A 25,024-nucleotide genomic window follows, 5' to 3' on the forward strand; every position below is an offset into this window, starting at 1 on the left:
TTATTCCGCTGCGTTCTCAACCACGGCGCGAGCGGACTCCCGGCTCAGAATCAGATACAGACGCGCCGGTGTCACTGGCTTGGCGACGAAAATAATGCTGGGATAACGTCCGGCCTCCACCTGCAGCATTTCCACATCGGCGGAAATAATCACCGCGGGAATATCGCGCCCGCTTTGGCGGCGCAACGACAGCACCACGTCCAGCCCGGAAATGGCGCCGCCCAGGCGATAATCCGACAGAATCATATCCGGCGTCTCGTCATGCAGCCTGCCCATCGCAGTTCTGGCGTCAGCGAAAGCCTCCACTTGTACGCCCCAGGCGTCCAATAGCTGCCGCATAGCTTCCCGGCTGGGTTGATCGTCTTCCACCAGCCACACAGACATGCCGCCAAGGGTTCGGGTTTCCGGATAGGCTTCAGGCTGCGGCGCCACCAGGTTGGCGCGACCGCAGGCAATCGTGAAACTAAAATCCGCGCCGGCGCCGGGGGAAGACTTCACTGTCAATGCGCCGCCCAGCAGTCCCGCCAGTTGTCGTACGATCGCCAAGCCCAGACCAATGCCCGTGCGGGGTCTGCCTTCCTCATCGCCGCCCTGTTGAAACTCTTTAAATATGCGCTTGATGTCTCTGGAGGGAATGCCGACGCCATCGTCAACCACATGGATTTCAAGCACATTATTGAGCCTGCGGCAGTTAACCCGAATCGCTTTGGCGTCGGCATGCTGCAGCGCATTAGTGATCAAGTTGCGCAGCATGCGCTCCAGGAGAATTGGATCAGAATAGGCGACCAGCTCTTCATCGCATTCCGTTTCAATACGTTCCGGACGGGATGATGGGATGTCTATGGCGTCAAACTCCATCGCCACCCGACGCACCAGCTCATGCAGATAGAAGTGGCGTGGGTTCGGCTTGACCACGCCCATGCTGAGTTGCGACATGTCCAGCAGCGACTTGAACAGATCGCTCAACTGGCTGAGCGAACGGCGCAGTTTGCCGACAATAATCCCCTCTTCCGAATTGCGATCCATCTTGGCGGACAAACTCTCCGCCAACATGCTCATGGCGTTAAGAGGTTGCCGCAAATCATGGCTGGCCGCCGCCAGGAAGCGAGTTTTGGATCGATTAGCGCGCTCCGCCCCACGCTGTGCAATTTTGACCAATTGCAGATTCAAAAACAGCGTCCGCTGAGCGTGTTCCTGAATATACGACCCCACCGCCCCAATCAGGTTGGCGCCGAACAGAAAGAACGCGTTAAACCCAAGAGTCGTCTTGTCCATGCCGACATCCAGCTCCACCAGCAGATAGAGGCCGTAAATCAAAGTGGAAATCATTGTGGCGACGTAGAAAGGGATCGCCATGAGAAAGTAACCGTAGATCAGCACTAAAAACAGGCCGTCGTAGGGCACCATGACATTTTGCGAATGCGCAATCCAGATAATCGCCACCACGCTCAGCCCTCCCAGCGCATAGGTGCCGTTATAAAGAGGCATGAACCAACGTCGGGGCCAGGAATGCATGCCCGCATATAACGCCAGGGCGATAATCGGACATACCAGAAACAGACGAATGGGAATGGTCCAGCTGGCGATCTGCTGAGGGAACAGATAGTAGTCCAGCGCAGAGTAGATGATGATGAACGCCAGCGCCGTCGCATGCACGAGAGGCAGACGCGCTTGTACACGCTGATTGTGGAAAGCGCGATAAGCCTCCTCCACAGGAGGGGCGAACTTAAGCCACTTAAAACCGCGTTGTAATTCTTGTTGTATCAGTTTTTCGTCCATGGGTTTTAGATATATACATCAGCCTTCTAACAAGCAAGCTTTGCTTTCACGCTATCTAATCCATGTCACGTATTTGTTGCGGGCCTCGTTCCACCTGGGCGTCATACAGCGCTGGCGGCGCATTAGGGCTGATTCCGGACAGTAGTCCGGGGCGGTTAAATTCAAGCTCCATAGAACGATGCATCCATAACCAAATAGCCATCGCCAGCATAATAAGGCAAAGCGCCAACGTGGCCCGATATAGAGTCTTGCGCAACATGTTTTTCTACTACGTCTTACATGACTGAAGTGTTTGAGAAAGTTTTACGCCGCCGCAGCGGTTATTTGGGATTATGCAAGGAAGGGGGTGACTTGAAATCACCTGTTTGGGTGAAAAATACTTGGCGGAAAGCCCCCCCCTGGAGGCCCTCCGCGATCAGGCTCAGGCGATTTTACGCCTAGCGCCGGGCTTGACCGGGCTACTGCGATCCTGCGCGAATCAATCCGCCCAGACCATGTTGATCCAGCACTTCGTTCAGCATGGCGCGAATCTCTTTCTCATTGCGCATGCGCGAAGCTTTTTTCCAAAGTTTCTCCGCCGTCTGATGAGAGACTGAACGAATGACCCACTTGGTTTTCGGCAGGTTGTAGGCGGACAGGCTGAGCATTTCCACCCCCATTCCCAACAGCAGCAGTACCGCCGCAGGATCGGACGCCATTTCGCCGCACACGCTGACGGGAACGCCATGCTTTTTCGCCACTTTCACCACGCGCCCAATGGAACGCAGCACCGCCGGGTTCAACCAGTCGTAGAGGTCAGACACTTTAGCGTTGTTACGGTCCACCGCCAGCATATATTGAGTGAAGTCATTGCTGCCGATGGAGAAGAAATCGACCATCTCCGCCAAATCTTCCAACAACACCATTGCCGACGGCACTTCAATCATGGCGCCGACTTGCGGTTCGCTCACTTCAACGCCGGCTTCTTTCAACTGACCGATAGCTTCCTGCAACAGGCTTCTGAAGCTTTCGATTTCATCCAGACGGCTGACCATGGGCAACAGTATTTTGAGGTTGCCGAGGTAGCGACCGGCTTTCAGCATGGCGCGAATCTGGCTGATGAAAATACCGGTGTTATCCAGCGTAAAGCGTATCCCCCGCCACCCCAGAAACGGGTTTTCTTCCGTAAAGCTGAAATAAGGCAGGTTTTTATCGCCGCCGATATCCAGGGTGCGCATGTACACGGGTCTCGGCGCATAGGCTTCCAGCACTTTGCGATAGATCTGCACCTGCTCTTCTTCCGACGGGAAGGACTCGTGCACCATAAATGGAATTTCCGAGCGATACAGACCCACTCCTTCCGCGCCACGTAAAAGTCCTGGCGAAATATCCGCCAGCAACCCCGTATTGGCGAATAGTTTGACGCGGAACCCATCCGGGGTCTGCGCCGGCAGATCGCGCAGCTCGTCCAGCCCTTTGATGAGCTTTTTCTCTTGCTTGGCCAGACGTTTGAATTCTTTGCGCAGAGCGTCCACCGGATTGAACACCACCACCGCGCGATAGCCGTCCACCACTGCTTCTGCGTTTTCGATCAGCGCAGGTTTGATGTCGCCGATCCCCATGACGGCGGGAATCCCCAGCGCATTCGCCAATATGGCGATGTGCGACAGTGAGGAGCCGCTGGTGCACACCAGCCCCACCAGATATTCCGGCGGAAACTGGGCGACATCGGTAATGCTGAGGTTGTTCCCCACGATGATGGTGGGCTCGCTGACGGCGATGACGTCAGGGCTGTCGACGCCACGCAGATTGGCGTAAATGCGATTGCCGATATGACGGATATCGTCCGCCTTGGCGCGCAAATAGTCGTCATCCATTTTCTCGAATACACGGGCGTGCGCTTCGACGGTTTTGCGTAGCGCGGAAGAAGCGCAGAGCCCGGAGTGGATGTGATTGACGGTTTCGGTAGTCAGTTCCTGGTCTTCCAGGATCATGCGATACACGCCAAACAGCGCCAGCACATCCTTGGGCAGCGTGCCCGCCATACGTTCGCCGCTGGCGTTGAGTTCGTCTTTCGCCAGTTCCATCGCTTTGGTGAAGCGGGCGATTTCCAGCTCCGCGTCTTTGGCTTCCCGGTCCGGCGCCGACGCCAGATCATGGCCTTTACCAACCCAGTGCACGCGACCAATCGCCATGCCCGCAGCGCCTTTGACGCCACGGAATTTCAGGTTCGCCTTGAATTTATCCCGGCATACTTCGCGGTCAAACACGCCATCCTGCTGCACCCATTGACTTAATGGCCCAGCCAACTGGGCGGCGATGGTGACGACGAACGCCTCCTGTTCGTCACTGAAATATGCGGCCTCTTTCTTTTGCACCGCAATGACGCCGATGTTCTTGCGGAAATTGATGATCGGCGCGCCCAGAAATGCGGAGAAACGTTCCTCGCGGGTTTCCGGGAAATACTTGAAGTTAGGGTGTTTTTCCGCACTGTCCACGTTCATCAGTGACTGATGCTGCGCGATATAACCGACCAGCCCCTGCCCGACAGGCAGACGCACGCGTCCCACGGATTCAGGGTCCAGCCCCCGAGTCGCCATCAACACCAATTCCTGGGAGGTTTCATCCAATAAATAGATACTACATACATCCGCCCGCATGGCGGATTGCACACGGTCGACGATCAGTTCAGACAGGTCTTTGGCGGCGTGTAAATCAGCAGCCTCCTGAAATATTTCCCTAAGAATTTTTAATGGCTCAAGCATGGCGATACTCTGGAGAATCAAGCTACGGCAAACTTAACTAGCTCACCAGTGGTAAACAGGCAGGGATAACTATAAGCGCCAGCCCGTCATATTACCAAGAGGGAATTTCCACTGTTTTCGCATATTTGACATAAATCGGCTTATATCCTGCATGTTATTTGTTACGATCGCGTCATCTCCAACCAAACTTACGCAATACCCACTGGATTACAGTCTACACTTGCCACAGGCGCCGCCATTACGACAAGGCCTCAAGAATACGACTATTCTGCTCAAGATCCTCTCCCAAGCGATCGATCAAACTGTTGACCCTCCCCACGCTGGCGCCGCGATATAACATGGCGGGCTCATAACGCCCGCCGGACAGGAGACGCTCCTGCACCACCGCTAAGTCCGCGTCCGTAAACGCCGCCAGTGTTATGGCTATTTGTATTGCGCTATCGTCTTCATCAGTCTCAAGCAACTCAGCGGCGTATTCCACCAGGCTTTGTGCTTCATCTCTCGTCAACGCCTGATAAACCCCATCGATAGCCCCCGGAAAAGGGAGGTAAGTGATCAAGGGGTCTGCAGGCGCCGCGAGGTGATAAGCCTTTATGATAGCAACCCTGTCAGTCAGTCCTGCATAGGGGTCAATGACTTTGCTGTGCTTGCGTATATACTCTCTCTTCATCTCCCGCTCCTGCTCTCGGGCGCAGGGCATACACAGACCACCCATGCGCTCAGCGGTACTGGGCAGGATCATGTGGTCGCAAAACAGATGTCTACATTTCACACGCTCAGTCATGACTTAAACTCTCATTAACGGTTAATGGAGAAGGGGCGTTGCAGTTCGCTTTTGTTCTTCACCACAGAAAATTGTAATCTGATCGACGGCTCCTGACACAATGCTGTCAGTAGCAGGCAGGTAGTATTGTCGGGTCGAGACTATAGCTGTGACGAAACCAAAGCCGTTGCGAAACATACGATAAAACCAAGTAAAAGTCAGAGGGATACTACATGAGCGAAAGCAAGACTATCGCCGGACCGTTATCCGGCCAATGCCTGTGTGGCGCTGTAAAAGTGGCCGCCAAGAACGTTAACCCTGAGTACCATGCCTGCCACTGCGGCATGTGCCGGCGTTGGAATGGCGGCCCATCCATGGCGATCTCCGCGCAGGAAACGGTTTTCGAAGGCGAAGACAATATTACCGCTTACGATTCATCGGAATGGGCGCAGCGCGCGTTCTGCAAGCACTGCGGAACCAACCTGTATTACCACCTGAAGCCTACGGGTGAAAAATACCTCTGGAGCGGTCTCTTCGACGACCAATCACAGTTCAAAATGGCGGGTGAGATCTATATTGACCGCAAACCCCCGGGTTACGCCTTCGTTGGCGATCACCCAAGAATGACGGAAGACGAGTTTTTGAAGTCTATTGGCATGAAGTAACCGCCCTCTGCGCACGGTGATCGTCCTCCTTCATCGTGCGCCCCCTGCCTCCTCCGCGCCCGACTCCATGGGCTTCATCAAAGACTTGCCTAACCTGTCCCCGCCGCACTATGGTGGAGCGGCGAACGCTTTTCAAAGAGCTAAAGGACTGAACTCACACTACGAGCATAAAGCGTATGACTGCTCCGATCAGAGAAGAAACCAACGCCCTCGTCCTTGCAGACAAGGCGGCTTTTCCCTTTCCGACGCCTGAAGGTCTCGTCTACGAGGCGCATTTCACCCGAGCTCAGGAATATCTGGCCTTCTTCAGCGAAGACTGTCCCTACGAAGAAACGCTGCATATACAACATCTCGACAGCAGCGGTCATATCAAAGAAGAAGTCAGGCTCTCCGCCGAATACACAGGGGGCGTATTTCAATTCATCGACACACGCGCCAGTCACATCGATTTCATCTTCTGGCCGGGCCTCAAAATCCGGGCGGAGTGGTTGCTGGAGCCGCGCTTTATGTGGAAAGCCGAGGCGTTTCCGGGAATTCAGCGCTCCGATAAGTTTTTCCGACGCACACAGATAATCATTACTCGACGCGACTAAGCGTCTATTAATATGGCAATAATATTGGCATGTTGATAATCAAGCGCATGGATGCGCCTGCGCGGCGGAGAGCCGCGATATTGGAAGACGGCTGGACCACTTCCAACGAACGGGACGCCATCCGTTACGTGCAACAACTGTAGCGCCCTCCCCTGACTCCACAATGAACTGGCCGACTGCGTTTTAAACAGTCGACCTGGTCGACAGGCGCTTCTTTCTAAACTCTCAGCCTAAACCAAAGCTTAGTCGCCGCGCATACAAAACAGTCTCTCACTTCCTTTATAATCGAACACTGATCTCATCGCTGTAATCACGTTTGCAACCTCACTCAGGACTGACGACTCGCCTATAACAGGAAGGAGTGATTATGTCGAAGCCTTCGCCTACGGAACCACATTCGTTTCTATCTGGATCAAAAGCTCTCAAACTGTTCGCTACCGTCGTCTCCATTCTGGCCGGCGTCGTGACGATCATCTTCAGCATCAGCCGCGACCCGACCGCCAGTCAGCACAACAGCGGCGACAATAACGTCATGGTCGGCGGTAATGTGGGTGGGGATATCAGTATCCGACAGGAGGACTCGCCTTCCTATCGTGTCGACATCATCGGCGAAAAGATGATCAAGCCTGGGGAAAAAGTCTTGGTGAAGCTGGACGCGGAGCGTCGGCAGCATCTAAGCGGCATGACCTGCCACTGGCAGGTGCTCGGCAAGGAAGGCACGGTGTTGAAGCAGACGCCGGATAACTGCCAGATGGAACTGACCCTCGTATCGATCAGTGAAGCGACCGACTTCAGTCGGGTCAGCATTGTGGTGGAGGCCACCAGTTCCAGCGGTAAACGCTACAGCGCCGTCAACGAACTAATGATCAGGCCAGATCCGAATTCCAGCCAGTACATTGAACAGCAGCAGGAGACACTGCGAGAAAATATGACCAAAATGTTCGACGCCACCGGCGATACAGTGAACAGTGCGCAGGCTGACGCCATGAAGCTGAAGGACAGGCTGCAACAGTTTCAAACCGACGTGCGCCGCAACGGGCTTGTCAGCAAACTGGAACACAGGCCGGATAGAGTGATCGAGTGCTCCCCTGGCGGCTGCAAGGTGGATGCACGAGAACTCTGCGACGCCCAGGCGACCGGGCTGGCTTTCGGACCCACACCGGGGGAGCGCTTATTTCAAACCTCGATTAGCTGCCGCGAGGTGGAAGCAGGCGGAACCAGCGAGCTTTGTCTCACACCGCCTTTTGACATTATCGGGCTGAAGCCCGGCGCCGAGTTATATGGCGAAGTTCTCTTTGCTGACGCCCCCTCCATTCCATTCAACATCAAAGTCAGCTACAACACAGACAATTACGATCATCAGGACCCCAACTGGACGCCGCTGCGCACTCAAGGCGCAGACGCCGCAAAAGCGCCGTTCGCCGCACTTAAGTTTGAAGCGTATGGAAGGTCGTTTCAGCTATTCCTCGGAACATCGGGCGCTCATTGTTATGGCTCCAGGCCCAGTCTGGAGATCGCCTACGATTCCGATGGCAAAGGGTTCATCAGTACCTCCCAGGGAGGACAGGCGCAAAATGTCTTTCCCATCGTTCCGCCACAGGGTGACGCGATTAAAGTGCGAGTCAGCCATAACGGCGAATCCCGAGAGTTCAGTTACGCCTTCGATCTGGACCAGATCATACGTCAGACCGCCGCCAACCTGGGCCGCCCCCAATTGAATTGCCATCGCAACGCCGGCGTTATCGGCTGCGCCCTGCCGGATCAGGACCCTCTGGTGATTTGGGCGAATGTGCAAAGGATTCGCTATAGCGCCAGCAGCGACCAGCTCGAAAACAGCTTGCCCGTGAGTATTAACGGGAAACAAATCTTTGAGAAAAACCCGCGAAACATTCTCAGCGCGTACCGATTTACCGTACCAGGAGACTGGAGCGATATATTTTATCAACTGGAGTTCAAAGACGGGCGCGTGGGCAATGTGGAGCGGATTCCGATGTAGAGTTTTGGGTTTAGAAATTCGCGAGTAAGCAGCAAAAACGGCTGACCATCAAGGTCAGCCGTTTTTGTTACTGCATTACCAAAATCATCAAGAGAATATCTTCTGCCGCGTTTCGTGCTTGGACTGCTCGATAGCGGACAGTTTGGCTCTAACGTCGTCCATGATTTCTTTCATGGTCTGAATGAAATCCTTGGCTTCGTCGATATTCGCCGAATGCTTCTCGGACTCAGCTTCATACTGCTTTTGATGCTCCTGATCCAGCTTGGACTCATAGGTCAGGGGCGCCGCAACCACCGTACCGACGCCTCCCGCCATCTGGGTGTAGGTCTGTCCCAGGTTGGTCAGGTTCTGCGGCACCTGCAGCTTCAGCTGCAACTGCGCAGGATCAAGCTTGGTGTCTTTCATCAACGCACTCGTCTGCTGTGTCGACTTCACCGTCAGTTTGACGGAAGCGGCGCCGCCTGCGATCTGAAAAGCGCCCTGCACCAGGGACGCCGCCAGTTCTTTGCCTGCGGAGTCACGCAGCTCCTTGCCGGCGTTTTCCAGCGACTGCCACTTCTGCTGATACTCGCCATGACGAATGTCGCGGGCGCCTTTTTTCTGCGTCTGCGCCAGCTCATGGATCAAACTCATAATGGCGAAAATATCCACCTCCAGAGTGGCGCTGGCCTCCGACAGCTTGCCGTCAAGCTGCTTCCCTGGGGGGCCTGCCTTGCTGTCAGGGCTCTCCAGTTGTGGTTGGTAGGTCTCGCGGCTGAAGCGCATCAACGGAATATCGTGCTTACCGTCGCTGAGCACCAGAGAAGCCTCCTGCTTGGGACCTTTAACCGGAGCAGGGCCTTCCGTATTAATAGAAAAAGCGAATGGATTATTCGCTTCGTTTACCGGATTAACGCTCATAAAAAGTCTCCTATACCATATTCCTGCTGATCTGCATGCGGGTGCTGTGGTCGTTCCCCATGATTTGCAGGATGCGACTGACGCCTTCATTCAGTTTGGCGATGACTTCCTTCAAGCGATCCTGCTCCGCCTCCATGGCCGCCTGCAGCTTGGCGAGCTCTTTCTTCATATCCATCTGGTTAGCTCGCGCATCGGTCGCCTGTTTCTTGTATACGCCAGTGGTTATCTGCGACGCGCCACCGCCTACAGCGGAAGTTCCGGCGGTCGCCGAGGCGATGTTCTTCACCTGGGCGCCCGCAACCTGGATCTTCTGCATCTGCTCGGGCGAAGACGCCAGTCTGGTGATCAACCCTGAACCCGCCTTGGCGGCGGACGCCATACTGGCGCCGACGCAGACAGCGACGGTTACGGCTGCGGTGACGACGCCAGCAACAATGTTGGCGACACTCTCGTCCATCCCCATGGCCTGTAACCCCTTGGCTATACCTTTGGTCATCTCGCCCATCAGGCTGTGACCAGTGGCCGCGCCCACCATTGAATCCACCGCCAACGCCAACATGGCTGCGCCCGCAACGGCTCCCACCCCGGTTGCGATCATGACCGCGCCGGCGATCGCCGTCGCAATATTGGCTATCCATCCGAAAATCTTGCCGAACAGACCGCCTTTTTTGGCCTTGTCGCCGGCTTCGATGGACTTCTGTATCTGCTCCAGCATTTCATCATGCTTTTGGTTCTGCTTGGTCCGGTTCAGCTGAATGTCCTGCTGGGAGGAAGCAATCTGCTCATTGCTGGACTTGGACTTTATCGTCAATAACAACGCCACCAATTCATCGGATGAGCGGGGTTGCGGCCGCTCCAGGTCTGGAGCAAAGGACTTGCCCGATGTATTTTGCGTTGAGCCGGTCTGCGGGTCCTGCACGTTTAGCGAGATCTGCGGTGAACCGACCTTTTTCTGACCAGGAACCTGAACGTCCTGATCCTCTGAATTGCCTATCGGATAACTGAAATGTTGATTTTCAACCGCCGTTACCATTGGCCAGGCCCTCCTTTTTCTGTTGCAGTACTGAGCGTAAAAGCTCAGCCTTGGCGCGCACCTGGGAGTACTCCTCCTTATCGCCCGCCCAATGCAACGCGGCTTCAATACCGCTTTCCGCCTTCTCCAGATCGTTCAAAGCCAGATAGCAGAACGCTGCGTGCATAGGGGGGTGGGGATTTTCCACATCCAGAATGGCCATGTAGGAATACGCCTGCACAGCTTCCTCATACTTCTGTTGCTGTTGCAGACAGGCGCCCAGCCCCATCCAGAATCGCTTGTCCAAATGTCCATACAGGCACAGAAAGCGGAACAGTTTTTCCGACTCCCCGTTGCGATTCTGTCGATACAGGTTGTAAGCCACCGTGTAGACCGCCTCCAATTCATTGTCGGTGATCCCCTTGATCTCGCCCAAGGTTGCGTGACCATGCACCACCGACTCCAGGAGCGCGTCAAAGCGGGCGTCTGCGTCTGGTTGTATTGCTTGTGCTGATTCAGCCACGGAATGTCTCCTTTACTGATTAAGTTCTGTGAGTTCAGAACACACTCAGGCCATCAGTTGATCTTATTGATGGTCGCCATGATGGTGTCGTGTTCTTTCTTCTGAATGTTGGTCATCAACTGGTAGGCCTGCTGCTGCTTGTTGATCAGGCCCTGCAGGCGAATCATTTCCATCTGTGAGTCGTTGTTGAGACCGTCCCGCTTTTGCTTCAGGGTTTCCGAAAAAGAGTTGAGCTGATCTTTGCTGACTTCGTTGCCTTTGACATCAACGCCTTTAGCTTTCAGTTCATTCACTTCGGCGTCAGTCAGCGTGAGCTTGTCCTCACCTTTTTTCAGGGAGGCGGACTTGTCGTTCACCATGGAAATGGTTTTGCCGTAATCCTTGATTTCCGTATTGATGCTCTGCATCCGTTCGCTTTGGGATTTGACCTGGCCATCCAATAAACCAACGCGCTCTTCCTGCAGCAGCATGATCCTTGTAAACGGGTCCATGTTTGTGTCGTCGAATTTGGACGCGTTCTTGGGATCGCCAGTGGGCGTGGTTTCCGAGGTGGTCTCGTAAGGATTAACGTTATGGTTGTTGGTTGGATTGACTGTATTCATCTCAATTTCCTCGTATTATTAATCAGGCAGTCAAATAGCTTCCTTCTATTTGTCTGCAACGACAGGGCCTGCACATGTCAGGCCCTGTCTCCCGCGGCTATCCGCCGCGCAGGCGCATCCATGCGCCTGGTTATTAACATGCCAATATCATTGCCATATTAATAAATATGAAAGACCGAAAAAGCTGAGGGCTATATCGCCAGGAGATTGCGGTTGGATTTTTTGCGCTTGATGGGAGCAGTCGTACGGCTACCGGTCTTCATGATCTCGGTAATTTCATCCCGCCATTCCTGCAGTTGCTCCATTCCCTGCTGCTTGAACCCTTCGGAAGCCAGTGGGTGATTCAATATCTTCTGAGCGCTGCCTCGGGGAATGCCCAGGGATTGAAACAACTTGTCTCCCTGCTCACGCATATTTTCCGCTTTCCGGATCAACGCTTCGGACTCCGCCAGCGTTTTCTCCACCTCTACATCCGTCAATGTCTGGCTCATAGCTTTAACCTCACTTTGATTTAGTCATGAATAACCCTCTCGCCACACCGCTTGGGGATCACCGTCGCGATTTACGGAGAGGATCATTAGTTGAGTAACGGAAAGACGCAAAAAGTCGCTGTTTTTGGGAATATTTGCGTGTGAATTGGGAATGCGAGGCTGCTTTGGCGAGATACAGAGAAGTTAAAGCGAACCGAATAAGAGCGATGGACAAACTCCATCGCTCTTAACCTTAACGTACAGGATTACAGACAGATACGGCTGATCGGTTGCACCGTGATGTCCTGGGTCAACTCTTGATAGGACAGCACGCACAGCTCAAAGAAATCACGTTCGATCATCTTTCTGACATAGCGGCGAATATCCATGGACACCAATAACACCGGCTTGTGCTGCAAAGCGTCCAGATCCCCGACTTCCCGATGCAGTTCATTGATAAAGTTCTGCGTGGTGTCCGGGTCAAGCGCCAGATAAGCGCCGGAAGACGTCTGTCTGATGCCGCCGCGAATGGACTCTTCCAGATCCTGGTCCAGCATATAGGCGGGCAATACGTTTTGACCGTTGCAGAACTTATAACTGATGTAACGGCTCAGGCTCTTGCGTACGTATTCCGTCAGCAGCACCGTGTCTTTTTCCTTTTGGCCCCACTCCACCAGGGCTTCCATGATGGCGCGCAGGTTACGGATGGAGATATCTTCGGACACCAGCCGCTGCAGAATCTCCGCAATGCGCTGAATCGGCACGACGCGCTGCACCTCTTTCACCAGATCGCCATACTGGCCTTCCATCTGATCCAACAGATAACGGCACTCCTGCAGGCCGATAAATTCGCTGGCGTAACGCTTCAGAATAAAAGACAGGTGATAAATCAACAGTCGCGGCGCATCCAGATATTCAATGCCGGCGTTCTCCATGGCGGGCGCATGGGACTTCTCCACCCAATAAGGATTGGCGGACATCGCCAGTTCGCCCTGTTGATGGGGGATGCCAAGGATGTCCAGCTGTTCCTGATCCTGCAGCACCACGACTTTATCCGCCGGCAAACGTCCCTGCGCCACCGGCACTTCATGCATCAGAATCGTGTATTCGCCATCCTTCATGCTCTCGTTGAAACGCAGGTGAATACCCGGAAACGGAACGCCAAGATCCAGGTACAGCGCGCGCCTCACTCGATACAGCTCTGCGTTCAGCTCAGAAGGCTTAAGCATTTGCTGACAGGAGGCCGCCACGTCCAGCAACAGGGGCACCGTGGGCGAGAAGTCGTCCTTTTCCGGCGTCTTGCTGGGCGTCCGCGTCTGTCCCGCCGCCGCCATGGCGGGGATGTCGTCATCATCCGTGTCGGCGTGTCTGGCTTTACGACTCATGATAAAGCCAATGGAGCAGATCAGCCCCGCCAGCACCAGAAACACCATGGTGGGGAAGCCCGGAATCATAGCGAAGCCCAGCAACAAGGCGCCGCCGATGAATAAAGCTTTTGGTTGGGCGCCGATCTGGCCGCCGATATCGCGCCCCAGGTTTTCCGACTCATCCGTGGACACGCGAGTGACGATAAATCCGGCGGTGATGGAGATAAACAGAGCGGGAATCTGCGCCACCAGACCATCGCCGATGGTTAATACCGAGTAGATGGCGGCGGCGTCGCCAGCGCTCAAGCCGTTTTGCGTGACGCCGACCAGGATGCCGCCCAAAATATTGACCGCGGTGATGATCAAACCGGCGATCGCGTCGCCTTTGACGAACTTCATGGCGCCGTCCATAGAACCGTAGAGCTGGCTTTCCTTCTCCACTTTGGCGCGTCTGACGCGGGCCTCTTCCATATCGATAACCCCGGCGCGCATATCGCCATCGATACTCATTTGCTTACCAGGCATGGAGTCCAGAGAGAAACGCGCGCTGACTTCCGCCACCCGCTCCGAGCCCTTGGTGATGACCAGGAACTGCACGATAGTCAGAATCAGGAAGATAACGCCGCCCACCACCAGGTTGCCGCCGACGACAAAGTTACCGAAGGTGTAGACGATCTGCCCGGCGTCCGCCTGCAACAGAATCAGACGCGTGGTGGTGATCGACAGCGCCAGCCGGAACATGGTGGTGATCAGCAGCATGGATGGAAACACGGAGAAATCCAGCGGCGATTTGATGTACAACGCCAACATCAGAAGTATCACCGACACCCCCATGTTGATGGCGATCATGACATCCACCAGCATGGTCGGCATAGGCAGAATCATCATAAAAATGATGCCCACCAGGAAGATCGCCAGCACCACGTCGTTGCGCTGGCTGAGCGCGCTCAGAACAGAAGCTCCTCTACTCATACGACAGAGTTCCTTGTTAGTTGATGATATTTCTTCAGGCTTTTACGCGCTTCCTCCGGGCGCTCCAACGCCCATAACGCGTGACTGCGTATCAGTAGAAACGGCGCTGTTTCAGGCTTCACGCCCAACTCCCTGAGACTGCGGTCGCTCAGCGTCAGCGCATCCTTATAACGCGCCGCCTTAAGGCAGGCGAAAGCAAGTCCGCGCGTCACATAGGCGTCCTCGGGACAGAGTTTGGCGGTGGCCTGCAACAGGGTCAGCGCCTTTTTGTGGTGGTTCTGCTGCAGGTAGACGAACGCCAGCGCCAGCAGCCATTCGCGATTGGCAGGACTGAGTGAGAGTGGCTCGCTCATCCGCCTAAGCCTCGATCAACGCATTGCGATACTGATTGAGGTAACGCATATCATCCTGATTATCCCGCAAGATCTTCTCCGCCTTGCTGAACAGCTCACGGTCTTCCGGGGATTGTTGCGCCAGCTTTTGAAACAGCCCGCGCACTTCCCCGTACTGACGCTCGAAATCCACCGGCGACAACAGGCTTTCCGAACTGACCCGGGGTTTAATGAATGATTCCAGCAGAGAAGACTCTTCCCCTTTGCTGTAAAGCTGACGTAAATGAGACACCACCTGCCCGCCGGCGGGGGTAAATTTCTTGCGTGACGGCAGTTGGCGTTCGTCCGCCGCGTTATAAAGGGATAGCCCTTCGATATTGGAGCGCAAAGAGATGTTGTTCATGCGACAGCCTCCTCGTCCGTCTCGTTTTTAAACCAGTGATCGAGCCCGGTCAGTCTGAGCGCCTCCAGCACATTCTCTCCCGCGTCGATCACTCGCCACCGCGTCGGCCCATAAGGCGCCAAACGGGCCATATTCAACAGCAGCGTCAACACCCGCGTAGAGGGATGCGAGACCTGATCGCAGCGGATAAACACTCGCTCCTCACCCTGTTCCGCCAGTTCGCGACAGCGCATCAGAAACGACTTCTCCGCTTCCGGTTGCAACGGCCAGGGCATGCTCAGAATGACATCCATCAGAAATTACCCAGCTTGCCGGTCAGTTCCTGATAACGATGACGCAGGCGGCGGATGGCGCCGTCCAGAAAATCAATGGACGCCTCGGAGGCGTTCATACAGATGGTCATCACCAGCCGTCTTTCTCCCATCAGGCCAGGCTGGATCGGGTAGTCGGTAGAGGTCTGATAGTGGGTCAACTGCAACAGTTTTTCCGCGACCTCGTCCACCTCAAACTCCGGTAATTCGTAGCTGAGCGACACCGCCAGACAGTCGTCGCGCTGGTCCAGCGTGATACGCTCGCCGGTTTCGTAACTCAGCGCGGTGACGCCTTCTCCCACGCCATTGACGCCCATGCTGCGGCCGTAGGCGTTCAGCATGTTGTGAATCGCATTCATTATGTTGACTTACTCCTGTTCTGAATTGATCGTCGCCCCGTTCTCATTCCTCCTGCTCCTTGATAAACAACTGCTCAAGGGCTTCTCTGGAGACGCCCAGCAGGCGCTCTCTATCGGCGGGGTCGTTGTAGGTTTTTTCGGGAATTTCACGGAACACCGTGTCCACTTCCCGCAACAGGTAGATCTGGTTTTCAATGCCCAGCACATTCATTTCCATCGGAATAGAGGCGATCTGGGACGGCTGCACCCAGTCCATTTCCTTGATATCCAACACTTTCTCCATCAGTTCCTGACCGCTTTTGCAGTCATCCTGACCGTAGAGATCGCGCATCACGCCCATGAGGTCGCAGCATTGCTCGTGCACGCCGCCCAACAATTTGAGGGCGTACATATCGTCCATGATCGCTTTGAGCCGGGACGGCTCAATGGATGGCCCCTGCGCGTTGTAGTCGGCGCTCAGGGCCTTCAACAGATATTTGCGTACGGTTTCAAACGGGCTGCCTTTGTGACGTTCGACAATAGAACGGTAGGTCTGGGTAATGCCGCCGTAGTTCAACACCGCGTCCCGATAGGCGTCCCGCAGCATCTGAACGTCTGTCTTCAGCCTCTCGGCGAATTCGGAGGCGGTGAGCGATACATTCAGGCCCGCCCGTACTGCTTCCCCTTTGGTGTTCATCAGTTCGGCGGCGGCGCTTTGAATCAGCTTCAGGCGCTCAGTCTTGTCTGCGCCCCCGGACTTGGCCTCCTGCTCCAACACCTGCAAGGCGACGAACTGCAAGGTCGGGTCTTTGGAGAACTCCTCCAGTCGCCGCATCAACTGTTGCGGCGTGGAAGGAAAATTACTGGCCATGCGCTCAATGAGCACTTTCATTTTGACGTTCTTCAGCAGGTCAGGAACCTGATCCATCATCTCCCGGATTTTCTCGATCAGGATCTGCTGGTTGTTCTCTTTCTTGCCGGTGGACATTTCCCGCCGCGCCAACGTTTTCTCCGCTCGTTCCTTGAACAGAAGGGACACTTCCTCTTTAGCGTCTTCCAATAAAGAGGACGCGCTCTGCTTCACCTGCACATTTTCCCCATGCAGTTTGCCCTGCCGGGTAACGGCTTCATTCGTGGATAACGACCCGCTCTGCAGGACAGGAGCGCTGGTCCGGTTGACGATTTGCTCACTCAAGTTTGCGATCTCCGGCAATTGAACATGCAACTTTCTCCCTGTTGGTAACACCCATAAGAAGAAAGTTTTTCTGCGAAAGTTAATTTCCGCTTAAAGGAGTCAAACGTGAGCCAGTTGAGCCATGTGTTATCAGACCTGCGTTCGGCCATCGCCGAGGTGCAACCGGTCGGCCTGCGCGGCCGGGTGACCAACGTGGTCGGCACCATCATCCGGGCGATCGTTCCCGGCGCTCAAATCGGCGAGCTTTGCTATCTGGAGTCCGCCGGCGCGCCCCGCCTGCTCGCCGAAGTGGTGGGGTTTCAGGAAAAAGAAGCGCTGTTGACGCCTATGGGCGACATGCTGGGCATTTCCACCGCCACAGAGGTGATCACTACCGGACAGTCCCACCACATCGCCGTCGGCCCTCATTTGCTGGGGCGCGTGCTGGACGGCATGGGCGCTCCGATGGACGGTAAAAACGCGGACTTCCCTTCCGACCTGCAGCACTATCCGGTTTACGCTGACGCCCCCTCCCCCATGATGCGCCGCATGATCAGCGAACCACTCAGTCTTGGCGTGCGCGCCCTGGACGGCCTTCTCACCTGCGGCGAAGGTCAACGGATGGGCGTATTCGCCGCCGCCGGCGGCGGTAAGAGTACGCTGTTGTCCATGCTGGTCATGGGCGCGGACGTGGATGTCATCGTTATCGCACTGATCGGGGAACGGGGTCGGGAGGTGCGGGAGTTTATCGAACATAACCTGGGGCCGGAGGGCCTGGCCCGCTCGGTGCTGGTGATCTCCACGTCGGACCGTCCTTCCATGGAGCGCGCCAAAGCCGCGTATGTGGCCACTACTATCGCCGAATATTTCCGCGACCAGGGTCAGAAAGTGTTGTTGCTGATGGATTCAGTAACGCGTTTCGCCCGGGCGCAACGGGAAATCGGTCTGGCGGCGGGAGAGCCGCCAACCCGCCGCGGCTTCCCGCCTTCCGTGTTCGCCACCCTGCCCAAACTGCTGGAGCGGGTGGGGTTCAACGATAAGGGCTCCATTACCGCGCTCTATACGGTATTGGTGGAAGGGGACGACATGTCCGAACCCATCGCCGACGAGGTGCGCTCCATCCTCGACGGCCACATTGTGCTCTCGCGCAAGCTGGCCGCCACCAACCACTATCCCGCCATCGACGTGCTCGCCAGCACCAGCCGGGTAATGACCGCCATCACCAGCCCGGAACATCGACAGGCCGCGGGAAAAATGCGCGAGCTGATGGCCAAGTATGTGGATGTTGAATTGCTGGTGAAGATCGGCGAATACCAGCGCGGCAGCGATCCCGTAGCGGATGAAGCCATCGCCAAGATCGACCGCATCCGCGGCTTTCTCAAGCAGGCGACGGACGAAAAGTGCGACTTCCAAACCACCCTTAATGCGCTTGCGCAGTCGGTGTAAAACATGCTGTCCGCATTGGCCGATATTAAAAAGCTGCGTGAACGCAACGCCCAGGCGGAAGCGCTGAGAAAGCGCCAGTTGCTGACGCAGTCCCGGGAAAAAGTAGAGGAAGCGCAACGCGACCTGCAGCAGTTTGAGATCTGGCGAGTGCAGGAAGAACACCGTTTGTACGACAGCATCATGGGGTCGGAGGTCGGCCTCAAGGCAATCGACAAAGTCAAACATCAGATCGGCATGCTGCGCCTGAAGGAAGTCTCACTGGCGGAGCAGGTAGAGAAAGCCAGACAAGAGCAAAAACAAGCGGAAGCTGCGCTGCGTCAGGCGGAGCAAGCCCTGGCCGAAGCCGGCAAAGCCGTAGAGAAGTGTCAGATGCTTATCGAGCAGGTGTCTGCCGACGCCATCGCGGAAGCCCAGCGGCTCGAAGAACTCGAGCTTGAGGAAGCCAGCGAAACCAATTTTTCACGCCCCCAAAACTAAACACAGAAATCCAGAATCATTATGAGAATATCCAATCGCACATCAGGTTCCTCGGATAGGGAAAAAGAGTCGGAAGCGGTCGCGGAAAGCTCCCTGCAACAGTTCAGCAAATTGATGGAGACCAAGTCCGTCAATCCGGATAAATTCCGGCAAACGGAGGAGCAGTCACAGGAAAAGCCAGTGCCGGATAAAGTTCGCAACACCATGATTGAAATGGTGAAAAATGCGTTCAAAGCGGCGGAAAGCCTGGCGCAGCCATCCAAATCCGCTCAAATGGAACCTAAAGCCTCCATCCCGTCTTTGACGCAGACTTTCGCCCAGAAATCCTCAACGACAGAGAAAGGCGGTCTTTTGGACAAGCCGGAGCTGGCGCCCCCCAAGCAAACGTCGCCCCAAGAACAAACGCCACGGGAACTCAGCCTTTTCGCTCCCCAAACCAAAAACAGCGCGGACCTCAGCCAGCTGGACACATTACAAAGCAAGCCGCCGCTGTCTGGAGACAAGCCGGATCTGTCTCCGCCCAAAAACAATGAACAATTCGGCCAGCTCAAAACGGAAACAACCATCCCGGAGTACGCCAAATCCTATCCTGACGCGCAATCCTCATCCTTACCAAATACCCCGGATAAAGCCGCCTCGGAAACTTCCCATGACTCAAAAAGTCCGCGGCAAGAAGCGAAATCCGACGCAAACGGATACAAACCCGCTCAGCAGGAAAGCGGTCAAGCTCACGCCAGACTTGATACTACCCAAGACCCAAAAACCGTCTCCGACAAACTACAACCAAAGGCGGAAACCCAACCCAAGCCTGAGGTGACGGATAAGCCAGAGTCCGTTCAAACAAAACCGGAGAATACACAGCCCAAAACCGACGTCCAAGCCAAAACTGAGCCGACTCAACCCAATCGCGATCCCGCACAGCCCAAGCCGGAGAACAAAGCAGACACCCAGCCTAAACCTGACGTGACTAATCAGCCGGAACCCGTTCAGACAAAGCCCGAGAACACGCCGCCCAAACCCGACGTCCAGGCTAAAACAGAACCGACTCAGCCTAATCGCGATTCCGTGCAAACCAAGCCGGAGAATAAAGCGGACACCCAGCCTAAGCCTGACGTGACTAATCAGCCAGAGTCCGTTCAGTCAAAACCAGAGAACACGCCGCCCAAACCCGACGTCCAAGCTAAAACAGAGCCCACTCAACCCAACCGCGATCCTGCGCAACCCAAGCCAGAGAATAAAGCGGACACCCAACCTAAGCCTGACGTGACTAATCAGCCGGAACCCGTTCAGACAAAGCCCGAGAACACGCCGCCCAAAACCGACGTCCAGGCCAAAACTGAGCCGACTCAACCCAACCGCGATCCCGCGCAACCCAAGCCAGAGAACAAAGCAGACACCCAACCCAAACCTGAGGTAACGGATAAGCCGGAATCCGTTCAGTCAAAACCAGAGAACACGCCACCCAAACCCGACGTCCAGGCTAAAACAGAGCCCACTCAGCCTAATCGTGATCCTGCGCAAACCAAGCCAGAAAACAAAGCAGACACCCAACCTAAGCCTGACGTGACTAATCAGCCAGAGCCCGTTCAGACAAAGCCCGAGAACACGCCGCCGAAAACCGACGTCCAGGCTAAAACAGAACCGACTCAGCCCAATCGCGATCCTGCGCAACCCAAGCCAGAAAACAAGGCGGATACCCAGCCCAAGCCAGAGGTGACGGATAAGCCAGAACCCATTCAGACAAAGCCCGAGAACACGCCGCCGAAAACCGACGTCCAGGCCAAAACGGAGCCGACTCAACCCAATCGCGATCCCGTGCAAACCAAGCCGGAGAATAAAGCGGACACCCAGCCTAAGCCAGAGGTAACGGATAAACCAGAACCCGTTCAGACAAAGCCCGAGAACACTCCGCCGAAAACCGACGCCCAGGCCAAAACTGAGCCGACTCAACCCAATCGCGATCCTGCGCAACCCAAGCCAGAGGTAACAGATAAACCAGAACCCATTCAGTCAAAACCAGAGAACACGCCGCCCAAACCCGACGTCCAAGCCAAAACGGAGCCGACTCAACCCAATCGCGATCCCGTGCAACCCAAGCCAGAAAACAAAGCGGATACCCAGCCCAAGCCAGAGGTAACGGATAAGCCAGAACCCGTTCAGACAAAGCCCGAGAACACGCCGCCGAAAACCGACGTCCAAGCCAAAACTGAGCCGACTCAACCCAATCGCGATCCCGCACAGAACAAGCCAGAAAACAAAGCAGACACCCAACCCAAACCTGAAGTAACGGATAAGCCAGAATCCGTTCAGAAAAAACCGGAGAACACGCCGCCCAAACCCGACGTCCAAGCCAAAACAGAGCCGACTCCAGCTAATCGCGATCCCGCACAGAACAAGCCAGAAAACCTGGCAGATGCGCAGGCAAAAGGCGATATTCAACCTAAACCCGAGCTGGCGCATGACAAAGGCGACTCGCGTCAACCTGTAACTGGGCCTTCTGAGCATCACGCATCAACGCCGAAGAAAGCGGATAAAACAGCTCAGGCGCTTGACCCTTCCGCCAAGTCGGGCGCTCATCAGGGCGATCCAAACTCATCCGAGCGCCCGTCATCCGTCGTCAAAACGGGACGCCCTGACGCAGATGGCGCAACGCCCCTCAAAGCGCCAGTGTCCGGCCCCCATCAGGCTGGTCAGGATGCAAATAAATTCGGGCCTTCCGTAGATCACGCCATCAAGACTCAAGCGTCTCCCCATTCAAAGCCGTCCCCCATGGACGCCAGCGTGATTCAGGCTGACGCCAGAACCGCGCCCATAAAGCCGGAAGGAGGCGTTTCCACCAAAGCGGAATCCGGTAAACCTGAGCTTCACGCAGGCGAGTTCCAACGTCCTGGCAATCTCCTCGCCAATAAAGTGACGAGCAAGGGTTCAGCCTCTTCCGATCATCAGGAGCGCCGTGAAAAGCCCTCTCTGCCGCAGCCAAACAAAGAGAAAACAGAGAAACCACAAGAGCGTCGAGAAGGTCCGGTGGAAAGCTTCCAGGTGCAGCCCACGCAACAGAACCCGTCCAAGGACGTCGTCGCCAACGCCAGTGGAACTGAGACCAGTAAGGTTTCCACGCAGGAGAAAGTGGCGGAGATGCAGAAGATCGTCGATCAAATCGTGAGTCGCATTCTGGTGAGCAAACCAGGATCAGGGCAACCGGAGGAGCTGCGTCTGATGTTGAGCTCCGGACCGCTGAAAGGCACGGAAATCGCCATTATGCGGAAACATGGCGACATTCAGTTAAGTTTTAATACCCCCAATCCTGAAACTCAGGCGTTCCTGGTGTCACTAAAGGGAGAGATGAGCACATCCCTGAGGAGCAAACTGCCCAATGAACGTTTTGACGTCAGGATTCAAGAAAGCAAAAAAGCCACCCCGTACGGTAAAGAGCCAGTCCGTCGCGCCAAAGGCCAGCAGCAATGATTAAGCCGGTAAAGCCGCCCCGGCTGGGACGAACGCAGATGACGCTGGATAACCTGATCTGCGCCCGCCGCCGCCCTTTTGCGCTGCAATTGCCTGAGCACATCGCGCAGTTCAGTCTGCGCCGGCTGGATATGCTGGAAACTTTCGTCAGCGTCGCTTTTTACGCCGAAGGGCGGCGCGGCCACCTGCACCTGGACGTACGCGCCGTCAGCGCACTGCTGGGGGAAGAACAGGATGCGTCCATTTATCCGGACGCCCTGCTCTCCGCGCTGCTCACGGCGCAATTAAACGGCCCTCTGCACGCGCTCTCCTCCGCGCTGCAAACAGAGCTGGAGCTGGATGAAATCAGCCAGGACAGCACCATGGTGGTGGCCGGGGTCCGTATCGGCATGCAGATAAGCGCCAGCGGCAATACCGGCCTGGGGCTGCTGACCCCGCCTCCGCACCTTGCGGAGCGCATGGCCGCTTTGCTCGCCACCCTGCCTGCGGAAACAGCGCCCACGCCGGTTACGCCGACGGCGTCGGCGCAGGTGCTGCTGGCGGAGCGCCGGATGTCTCTCAACGACGTTAAATGCCTGCGGACCGGAGACGTGTTGATGCTGCCGCCAGGCGCATCCGCGGACCTGGTGACCTTACGCCTGCCCGGATACGGCGCCTGCCGCGCCCGACTTGATGATCACAAATTAGTACTGGTGACGCCCATGACTTCAGATACACAACATACCCCCGAACCTCTCGACGCGCCCTCCGACCTGGGAAATCTGGAATTGAAGCTGGAGTTTCATCTCGGCTCTCTCAATTTGACCCTGGCCGAGCTATCGCAGATGACCGAGGGAGCCGCTTTTGATCTCGGCTTAAGTCTGGAAGCGCCGGTGGCGATGAAGGTAAACGGACAAACCCTGGCCCGCTGCGAGCTGGTGGAAATCGATGGGCGTCTTGGCGCGCGCGTAGTACGGTTGACCGGCGGCGACAGCGAGGTCGAAGGGCATGACTGATATACAGGCGATTCCTCTTATCGGGACGCTGGTCCTGCTGTCGCTGATCCCGTTCATCGCCATCATGACCACTTCCTTCATCAAGCTCGCCGTGGTGTTCAGCTTATTGCGCAACGCCCTCGGCATTCAGCAGATTCCGCCGAACATGGCGTTATACGGATTGGCCATCGTGTTGTCGATCTACATCATGGCGCCGGTGGGCTACCAGATAGCGGATACGGTGAAAGAAAAAGGCTTCGACCTGAGTCAGTCGGAATCGCTCAAAGAGCTGGCTAACAGCGCTATTGACCCAATGTCCGAGTTCCTGACCAAACACTCTTCCGAAAAGGAGCGCGGATTTTTTCTGGAAAGTGCGGAAACCCTGTGGCCCAAGGAGTACGCAGCGCGCCTGGACACCAACAGCATGCTGGTGCTGGTGCCGTCTTTCACCATCAGCGAGCTGAAATCCGCGTTTGAAATCGGCTTTCTGCTGTATCTGCCGTTTATCGCCATCGACCTGATCGTTTCCAATATTTTGCTGGCGATGGGGATGATGATGGTGTCGCCGATGACAATCTCCCTGCCCTTTAAATTACTCCTGTTCGTGCTTCTGGACGGCTGGACCCGACTAACCCATGGCCTGGTGTTGAGTTACCAATGAGCGAAGCGGAAGTCATTCATTACGCCAGTCAATTGCTGATGCTGGTGCTGGTGCTGTCGATGCCCACCGTCATCGTCGCGGCGGTGGTGGGCACGCTGGTGAGTCTGGTGCAGTCGCTGACTCAGATCCAGGATCAGACCCTGTCCTTCGCCATCAAGCTGATCGCGGTGTCCATCACTATTATGCTCACCGCGCGCTGGCTGGGCATTGAAATCTACCATTTTTCCATGAATATCCTTGACCACATTGAGTTGATCGGCCCCTCATGATGACCCACTTGATGAGCGACACGCTGACGCTGTTCATGTTCACCGTGCCGCGTCTGCTGGCGGCCATGTCGGTCATGCCGTTCCTGAGCAAAAGCTTCTTCGGCGGCACGCTGATCCGCAACGGCGTGGTGCTCAGTCTGTCCCTGTTTCTGTTTCCCATCGTGGACGAAGGCTACAAGCCGGAAACCATGGCGCCGTTTATGTACGCGCTCATTATTCTCAAGGAAGTGATCATCGGGTTCTGTCTGGGCTGGCTGGCGGCGCTGCCGTTCTGGGCGCTGGAGGCGGTGGGCTTCTTTATCGACAATCAGCGCGGCTCCACCATGGCCAGCGCCATGAACCCGCTGACCGGTTCTCAGGCCTCTCCCGTCGGCATTCTGTTCGTACAGACATTCACCACCCTGTTTTTTCTGGGAGGCAACTTCCTCACGCTGATGGGGGCCATTTACGCCAGTTACCACGCCTGGCCGATCTTCTCATTTTTCCCGAGAATCGAACTGTCGGCCGCGGGCTTTTTCTTTGCGCAGCTGGACTACTTCATGAGCATCGTGGTGTTGTTCGCCGCCCCGCTGATCGCCTGCATGTTCCTGGCTGAATTCGGCCTGGGACTGGTCAGTCGCTTCGCTCCCCAGCTCAACGTATTCTTCTTGTCCATGCCGATAAAAAGCCTGGTGTGCATGGTGATGCTGACTTTCTATGTGGGCGTGTTGATGCGCATTTTCGATGAACGTTATCTGCGCACCTTTGATTTATTCAAACAGCTCAACGTGCTATGGGGGTCGTGACGC

General features: G+C 55.6%; 25 protein-coding genes. 10 read left to right on the top strand and 15 right to left on the bottom strand.

What is annotated here, in order from left to right:
• The 4 genes from HCH_RS22860 to HCH_RS22870 all read right to left on the bottom strand — a co-directional run bounded on the left by HCH_RS22860 (position 1) and on the right by HCH_RS22870 (position 5,193).
• Entirely contained in the window at positions 1 to 1,779 is a 1,779-nt protein-coding gene (locus HCH_RS22860; RefSeq protein ID WP_011398834.1) for a hybrid sensor histidine kinase/response regulator, read from the bottom strand.
• A gap of 55 nt (positions 1,780 to 1,834) precedes the next feature.
• Positions 1,835 to 2,038 carry a hypothetical protein gene (locus HCH_RS33950; protein ID WP_011398835.1) on the bottom strand — a complete coding sequence of 68 codons (204 nt, stop codon included), beginning with the start codon at positions 2,036 to 2,038 and terminating at the stop codon, positions 1,835 to 1,837.
• Positions 2,039 to 2,237: 199 nt separating this feature from the next.
• Entirely contained in the window at positions 2,238 to 4,523 is a 2,286-nt protein-coding gene (gene ptsP / locus HCH_RS22865) for a phosphoenolpyruvate--protein phosphotransferase (protein WP_011398836.1), read from the bottom strand.
• Between the two features lie 238 nt (positions 4,524 to 4,761).
• Positions 4,762 to 5,193: a hypothetical protein gene (locus HCH_RS22870; RefSeq protein ID WP_148212648.1), complete on the bottom strand. Its 432-nt coding sequence runs from the start codon at positions 5,191 to 5,193 to the stop codon at positions 4,762 to 4,764.
• A gap of 326 nt (positions 5,194 to 5,519) precedes the next feature.
• On the opposite strand from HCH_RS22870, the gene HCH_RS22875 reads away from it, so the two are divergent.
• The 3 genes from HCH_RS22875 (at position 5,520) to HCH_RS22885 (ending at position 8,540) form a co-directional block, all read left to right on the top strand.
• The gene (locus HCH_RS22875; RefSeq protein ID WP_011398838.1) at positions 5,520 to 5,951 is read left to right on the top strand and encodes a GFA family protein; all 432 of its coding nucleotides are present in this window, start codon (positions 5,520 to 5,522) and stop codon (positions 5,949 to 5,951) included.
• Positions 5,952 to 6,127: 176 nt separating this feature from the next.
• Positions 6,128 to 6,544 (top strand): hypothetical protein, encoded by a 417-nt coding sequence (locus tag HCH_RS22880; protein WP_011398839.1) that lies wholly within the window; start codon positions 6,128 to 6,130, stop codon positions 6,542 to 6,544.
• Between the two features lie 367 nt (positions 6,545 to 6,911).
• Positions 6,912 to 8,540: a hypothetical protein gene (locus tag HCH_RS22885; protein WP_011398841.1), complete on the top strand. Its 1,629-nt coding sequence runs from the start codon at positions 6,912 to 6,914 to the stop codon at positions 8,538 to 8,540.
• 87 nt (positions 8,541 to 8,627) lie between these two features.
• Here the strand turns inward: HCH_RS22885 and HCH_RS22890 are convergent, their stop codons facing one another.
• From HCH_RS22890 to sctW, 11 genes are all read right to left on the bottom strand, one after another.
• Positions 8,628 to 9,440 carry a hypothetical protein gene (locus HCH_RS22890; protein WP_011398842.1) on the bottom strand — a complete coding sequence of 271 codons (813 nt, stop codon included), beginning with the start codon at positions 9,438 to 9,440 and terminating at the stop codon, positions 8,628 to 8,630.
• A gap of 10 nt (positions 9,441 to 9,450) precedes the next feature.
• Positions 9,451 to 10,473 carry a type III secretion system translocon subunit SctE gene (sctE, locus tag HCH_RS32675; RefSeq protein ID WP_011398843.1) on the bottom strand — a complete coding sequence of 341 codons (1,023 nt, stop codon included), beginning with the start codon at positions 10,471 to 10,473 and terminating at the stop codon, positions 9,451 to 9,453.
• Positions 10,457 to 10,975, bottom strand: a complete 519-nt coding sequence (locus HCH_RS22900; protein WP_011398844.1) for a SycD/LcrH family type III secretion system chaperone — start codon at positions 10,973 to 10,975, stop codon at positions 10,457 to 10,459. The genes sctE and HCH_RS22900 overlap by 17 nt, the downstream gene beginning before the upstream one ends.
• 53 nt (positions 10,976 to 11,028) lie before the next feature.
• Positions 11,029 to 11,577 (bottom strand): hypothetical protein, encoded by a 549-nt coding sequence (locus HCH_RS22905; RefSeq protein ID WP_011398845.1) that lies wholly within the window; start codon positions 11,575 to 11,577, stop codon positions 11,029 to 11,031.
• 191 nt (positions 11,578 to 11,768) lie between these two features.
• Positions 11,769 to 12,068 (bottom strand): hypothetical protein, encoded by a 300-nt coding sequence (locus tag HCH_RS22910; RefSeq protein WP_011398846.1) that lies wholly within the window; start codon positions 12,066 to 12,068, stop codon positions 11,769 to 11,771.
• A 245-nt stretch (positions 12,069 to 12,313) separates the two neighbouring features.
• A complete protein-coding gene (gene sctV / locus HCH_RS22915) occupies positions 12,314 to 14,386 on the bottom strand; it encodes a type III secretion system export apparatus subunit SctV (protein WP_011398847.1) in 2,073 nt (690 codons plus the stop codon).
• Positions 14,383 to 14,739, bottom strand: coding sequence for a tetratricopeptide repeat protein (locus HCH_RS22920; RefSeq protein WP_011398848.1), 357 nt, complete (start codon positions 14,737 to 14,739; stop codon positions 14,383 to 14,385). The genes sctV and HCH_RS22920 overlap by 4 nt, the downstream gene beginning before the upstream one ends.
• Positions 14,740 to 14,743: 4 nt before the next feature.
• Positions 14,744 to 15,121, bottom strand: coding sequence for a hypothetical protein (locus HCH_RS22925; protein ID WP_011398849.1), 378 nt, complete (start codon positions 15,119 to 15,121; stop codon positions 14,744 to 14,746).
• A complete protein-coding gene (locus tag HCH_RS22930; RefSeq protein ID WP_011398850.1) occupies positions 15,118 to 15,414 on the bottom strand; it encodes an STAS domain-containing protein in 297 nt (98 codons plus the stop codon). Before HCH_RS22930 ends, HCH_RS22925 begins: the two co-directional genes overlap by 4 nt.
• The gene (locus HCH_RS22935; protein ID WP_011398851.1) at positions 15,414 to 15,791 is read right to left on the bottom strand and encodes a hypothetical protein; all 378 of its coding nucleotides are present in this window, start codon (positions 15,789 to 15,791) and stop codon (positions 15,414 to 15,416) included. Before HCH_RS22935 ends, HCH_RS22930 begins: the two co-directional genes overlap by 1 nt.
• Before the next feature lie 43 nt (positions 15,792 to 15,834).
• Positions 15,835 to 16,965, bottom strand: coding sequence for a type III secretion system gatekeeper subunit SctW (sctW, locus tag HCH_RS22940; protein ID WP_041598874.1), 1,131 nt, complete (start codon positions 16,963 to 16,965; stop codon positions 15,835 to 15,837).
• Positions 16,966 to 17,070: 105 nt separating this feature from the next.
• On the opposite strand from sctW, the gene sctN reads away from it, so the two are divergent.
• The 7 genes from sctN to sctT are packed head-to-tail and all read left to right on the top strand — an operon-like array spanning position 17,071 to position 25,021.
• On the top strand, positions 17,071 to 18,390 hold the full coding sequence (sctN, locus tag HCH_RS22945; RefSeq protein WP_011398853.1) for a type III secretion system ATPase SctN: 1,320 nt from the start codon (positions 17,071 to 17,073) through the stop codon (positions 18,388 to 18,390).
• A 3-nt stretch (positions 18,391 to 18,393) separates the two neighbouring features.
• A complete protein-coding gene (locus HCH_RS22950; RefSeq protein ID WP_011398854.1) occupies positions 18,394 to 18,867 on the top strand; it encodes a type III secretion protein in 474 nt (157 codons plus the stop codon).
• A 21-nt stretch (positions 18,868 to 18,888) separates the two neighbouring features.
• Positions 18,889 to 22,332 carry a type III secretion HpaP family protein gene (locus tag HCH_RS22955; RefSeq protein ID WP_011398855.1) on the top strand — a complete coding sequence of 1,148 codons (3,444 nt, stop codon included), beginning with the start codon at positions 18,889 to 18,891 and terminating at the stop codon, positions 22,330 to 22,332.
• Positions 22,329 to 23,327: a FliM/FliN family flagellar motor switch protein gene (locus HCH_RS22960; protein ID WP_041598875.1), complete on the top strand. Its 999-nt coding sequence runs from the start codon at positions 22,329 to 22,331 to the stop codon at positions 23,325 to 23,327. The genes HCH_RS22955 and HCH_RS22960 overlap by 4 nt, the downstream gene beginning before the upstream one ends.
• Positions 23,320 to 23,967 (top strand): type III secretion system export apparatus subunit SctR, encoded by a 648-nt coding sequence (sctR, locus tag HCH_RS22965; protein ID WP_011398857.1) that lies wholly within the window; start codon positions 23,320 to 23,322, stop codon positions 23,965 to 23,967. Before HCH_RS22960 ends, sctR begins: the two co-directional genes overlap by 8 nt.
• Positions 23,964 to 24,236 carry a type III secretion system export apparatus subunit SctS gene (sctS, locus tag HCH_RS22970; RefSeq protein WP_011398858.1) on the top strand — a complete coding sequence of 91 codons (273 nt, stop codon included), beginning with the start codon at positions 23,964 to 23,966 and terminating at the stop codon, positions 24,234 to 24,236. Before sctR ends, sctS begins: the two co-directional genes overlap by 4 nt.
• Positions 24,233 to 25,021, top strand: a complete 789-nt coding sequence (sctT, locus tag HCH_RS22975; RefSeq protein WP_011398859.1) for a type III secretion system export apparatus subunit SctT — start codon at positions 24,233 to 24,235, stop codon at positions 25,019 to 25,021. Before sctS ends, sctT begins: the two co-directional genes overlap by 4 nt.
• Positions 25,022 to 25,024 lie beyond the last annotated feature (3 nt).

The sequence above is a fragment of the Hahella chejuensis KCTC 2396 genome, from assembly GCF_000012985.1.
In the GTDB taxonomy this organism is placed as follows: domain Bacteria; phylum Pseudomonadota; class Gammaproteobacteria; order Pseudomonadales; family Oleiphilaceae; genus Hahella; species Hahella chejuensis.

What these genes read in the sequence shown, in the direction of transcription:
- HCH_RS22860 (WP_011398834.1), bottom strand. Translation starts at nt 1,779, where the DNA reads ATGGACGAAAAACTGATACAACAAGAATTACAACGCGGTTTTAAGTGG.
- HCH_RS33950 (WP_011398835.1), bottom strand. Translation starts at nt 2,038, where the DNA reads ATGTTGCGCAAGACTCTATATCGGGCCACGTTGGCGCTTTGCCTTATT.
- ptsP (WP_011398836.1), bottom strand. Translation starts at nt 4,523, where the DNA reads ATGCTTGAGCCATTAAAAATTCTTAGGGAAATATTTCAGGAGGCTGCT.
- HCH_RS22870 (WP_148212648.1), bottom strand. Translation starts at nt 5,193, where the DNA reads ATGAAGAGAGAGTATATACGCAAGCACAGCAAAGTCATTGACCCCTAT.
- HCH_RS22875 (WP_011398838.1), top strand. Translation starts at nt 5,520, where the DNA reads ATGAGCGAAAGCAAGACTATCGCCGGACCGTTATCCGGCCAATGCCTG.
- HCH_RS22880 (WP_011398839.1), top strand. Translation starts at nt 6,128, where the DNA reads ATGACTGCTCCGATCAGAGAAGAAACCAACGCCCTCGTCCTTGCAGAC.
- HCH_RS22885 (WP_011398841.1), top strand. Translation starts at nt 6,912, where the DNA reads ATGTCGAAGCCTTCGCCTACGGAACCACATTCGTTTCTATCTGGATCA.
- HCH_RS22890 (WP_011398842.1), bottom strand. Translation starts at nt 9,440, where the DNA reads ATGAGCGTTAATCCGGTAAACGAAGCGAATAATCCATTCGCTTTTTCT.
- sctE (WP_011398843.1), bottom strand. Translation starts at nt 10,473, where the DNA reads ATGGTAACGGCGGTTGAAAATCAACATTTCAGTTATCCGATAGGCAAT.
- HCH_RS22905 (WP_011398845.1), bottom strand. Translation starts at nt 11,577, where the DNA reads ATGAATACAGTCAATCCAACCAACAACCATAACGTTAATCCTTACGAG.
- HCH_RS22910 (WP_011398846.1), bottom strand. Translation starts at nt 12,068, where the DNA reads ATGAGCCAGACATTGACGGATGTAGAGGTGGAGAAAACGCTGGCGGAG.
- sctV (WP_011398847.1), bottom strand. Translation starts at nt 14,386, where the DNA reads ATGAGTAGAGGAGCTTCTGTTCTGAGCGCGCTCAGCCAGCGCAACGAC.
- HCH_RS22920 (WP_011398848.1), bottom strand. Translation starts at nt 14,739, where the DNA reads ATGAGCGAGCCACTCTCACTCAGTCCTGCCAATCGCGAATGGCTGCTG.
- HCH_RS22925 (WP_011398849.1), bottom strand. Translation starts at nt 15,121, where the DNA reads ATGAACAACATCTCTTTGCGCTCCAATATCGAAGGGCTATCCCTTTAT.
- HCH_RS22930 (WP_011398850.1), bottom strand. Translation starts at nt 15,414, where the DNA reads ATGGATGTCATTCTGAGCATGCCCTGGCCGTTGCAACCGGAAGCGGAG.
- HCH_RS22935 (WP_011398851.1), bottom strand. Translation starts at nt 15,791, where the DNA reads ATGAATGCGATTCACAACATGCTGAACGCCTACGGCCGCAGCATGGGC.
- HCH_RS22950 (WP_011398854.1), top strand. Translation starts at nt 18,394, where the DNA reads ATGCTGTCCGCATTGGCCGATATTAAAAAGCTGCGTGAACGCAACGCC.
- HCH_RS22955 (WP_011398855.1), top strand. Translation starts at nt 18,889, where the DNA reads ATGAGAATATCCAATCGCACATCAGGTTCCTCGGATAGGGAAAAAGAG.
- HCH_RS22960 (WP_041598875.1), top strand. Translation starts at nt 22,329, where the DNA reads ATGATTAAGCCGGTAAAGCCGCCCCGGCTGGGACGAACGCAGATGACG.
- sctR (WP_011398857.1), top strand. Translation starts at nt 23,320, where the DNA reads ATGACTGATATACAGGCGATTCCTCTTATCGGGACGCTGGTCCTGCTG.
- sctS (WP_011398858.1), top strand. Translation starts at nt 23,964, where the DNA reads ATGAGCGAAGCGGAAGTCATTCATTACGCCAGTCAATTGCTGATGCTG.
- sctT (WP_011398859.1), top strand. Translation starts at nt 24,233, where the DNA reads ATGATGACCCACTTGATGAGCGACACGCTGACGCTGTTCATGTTCACC.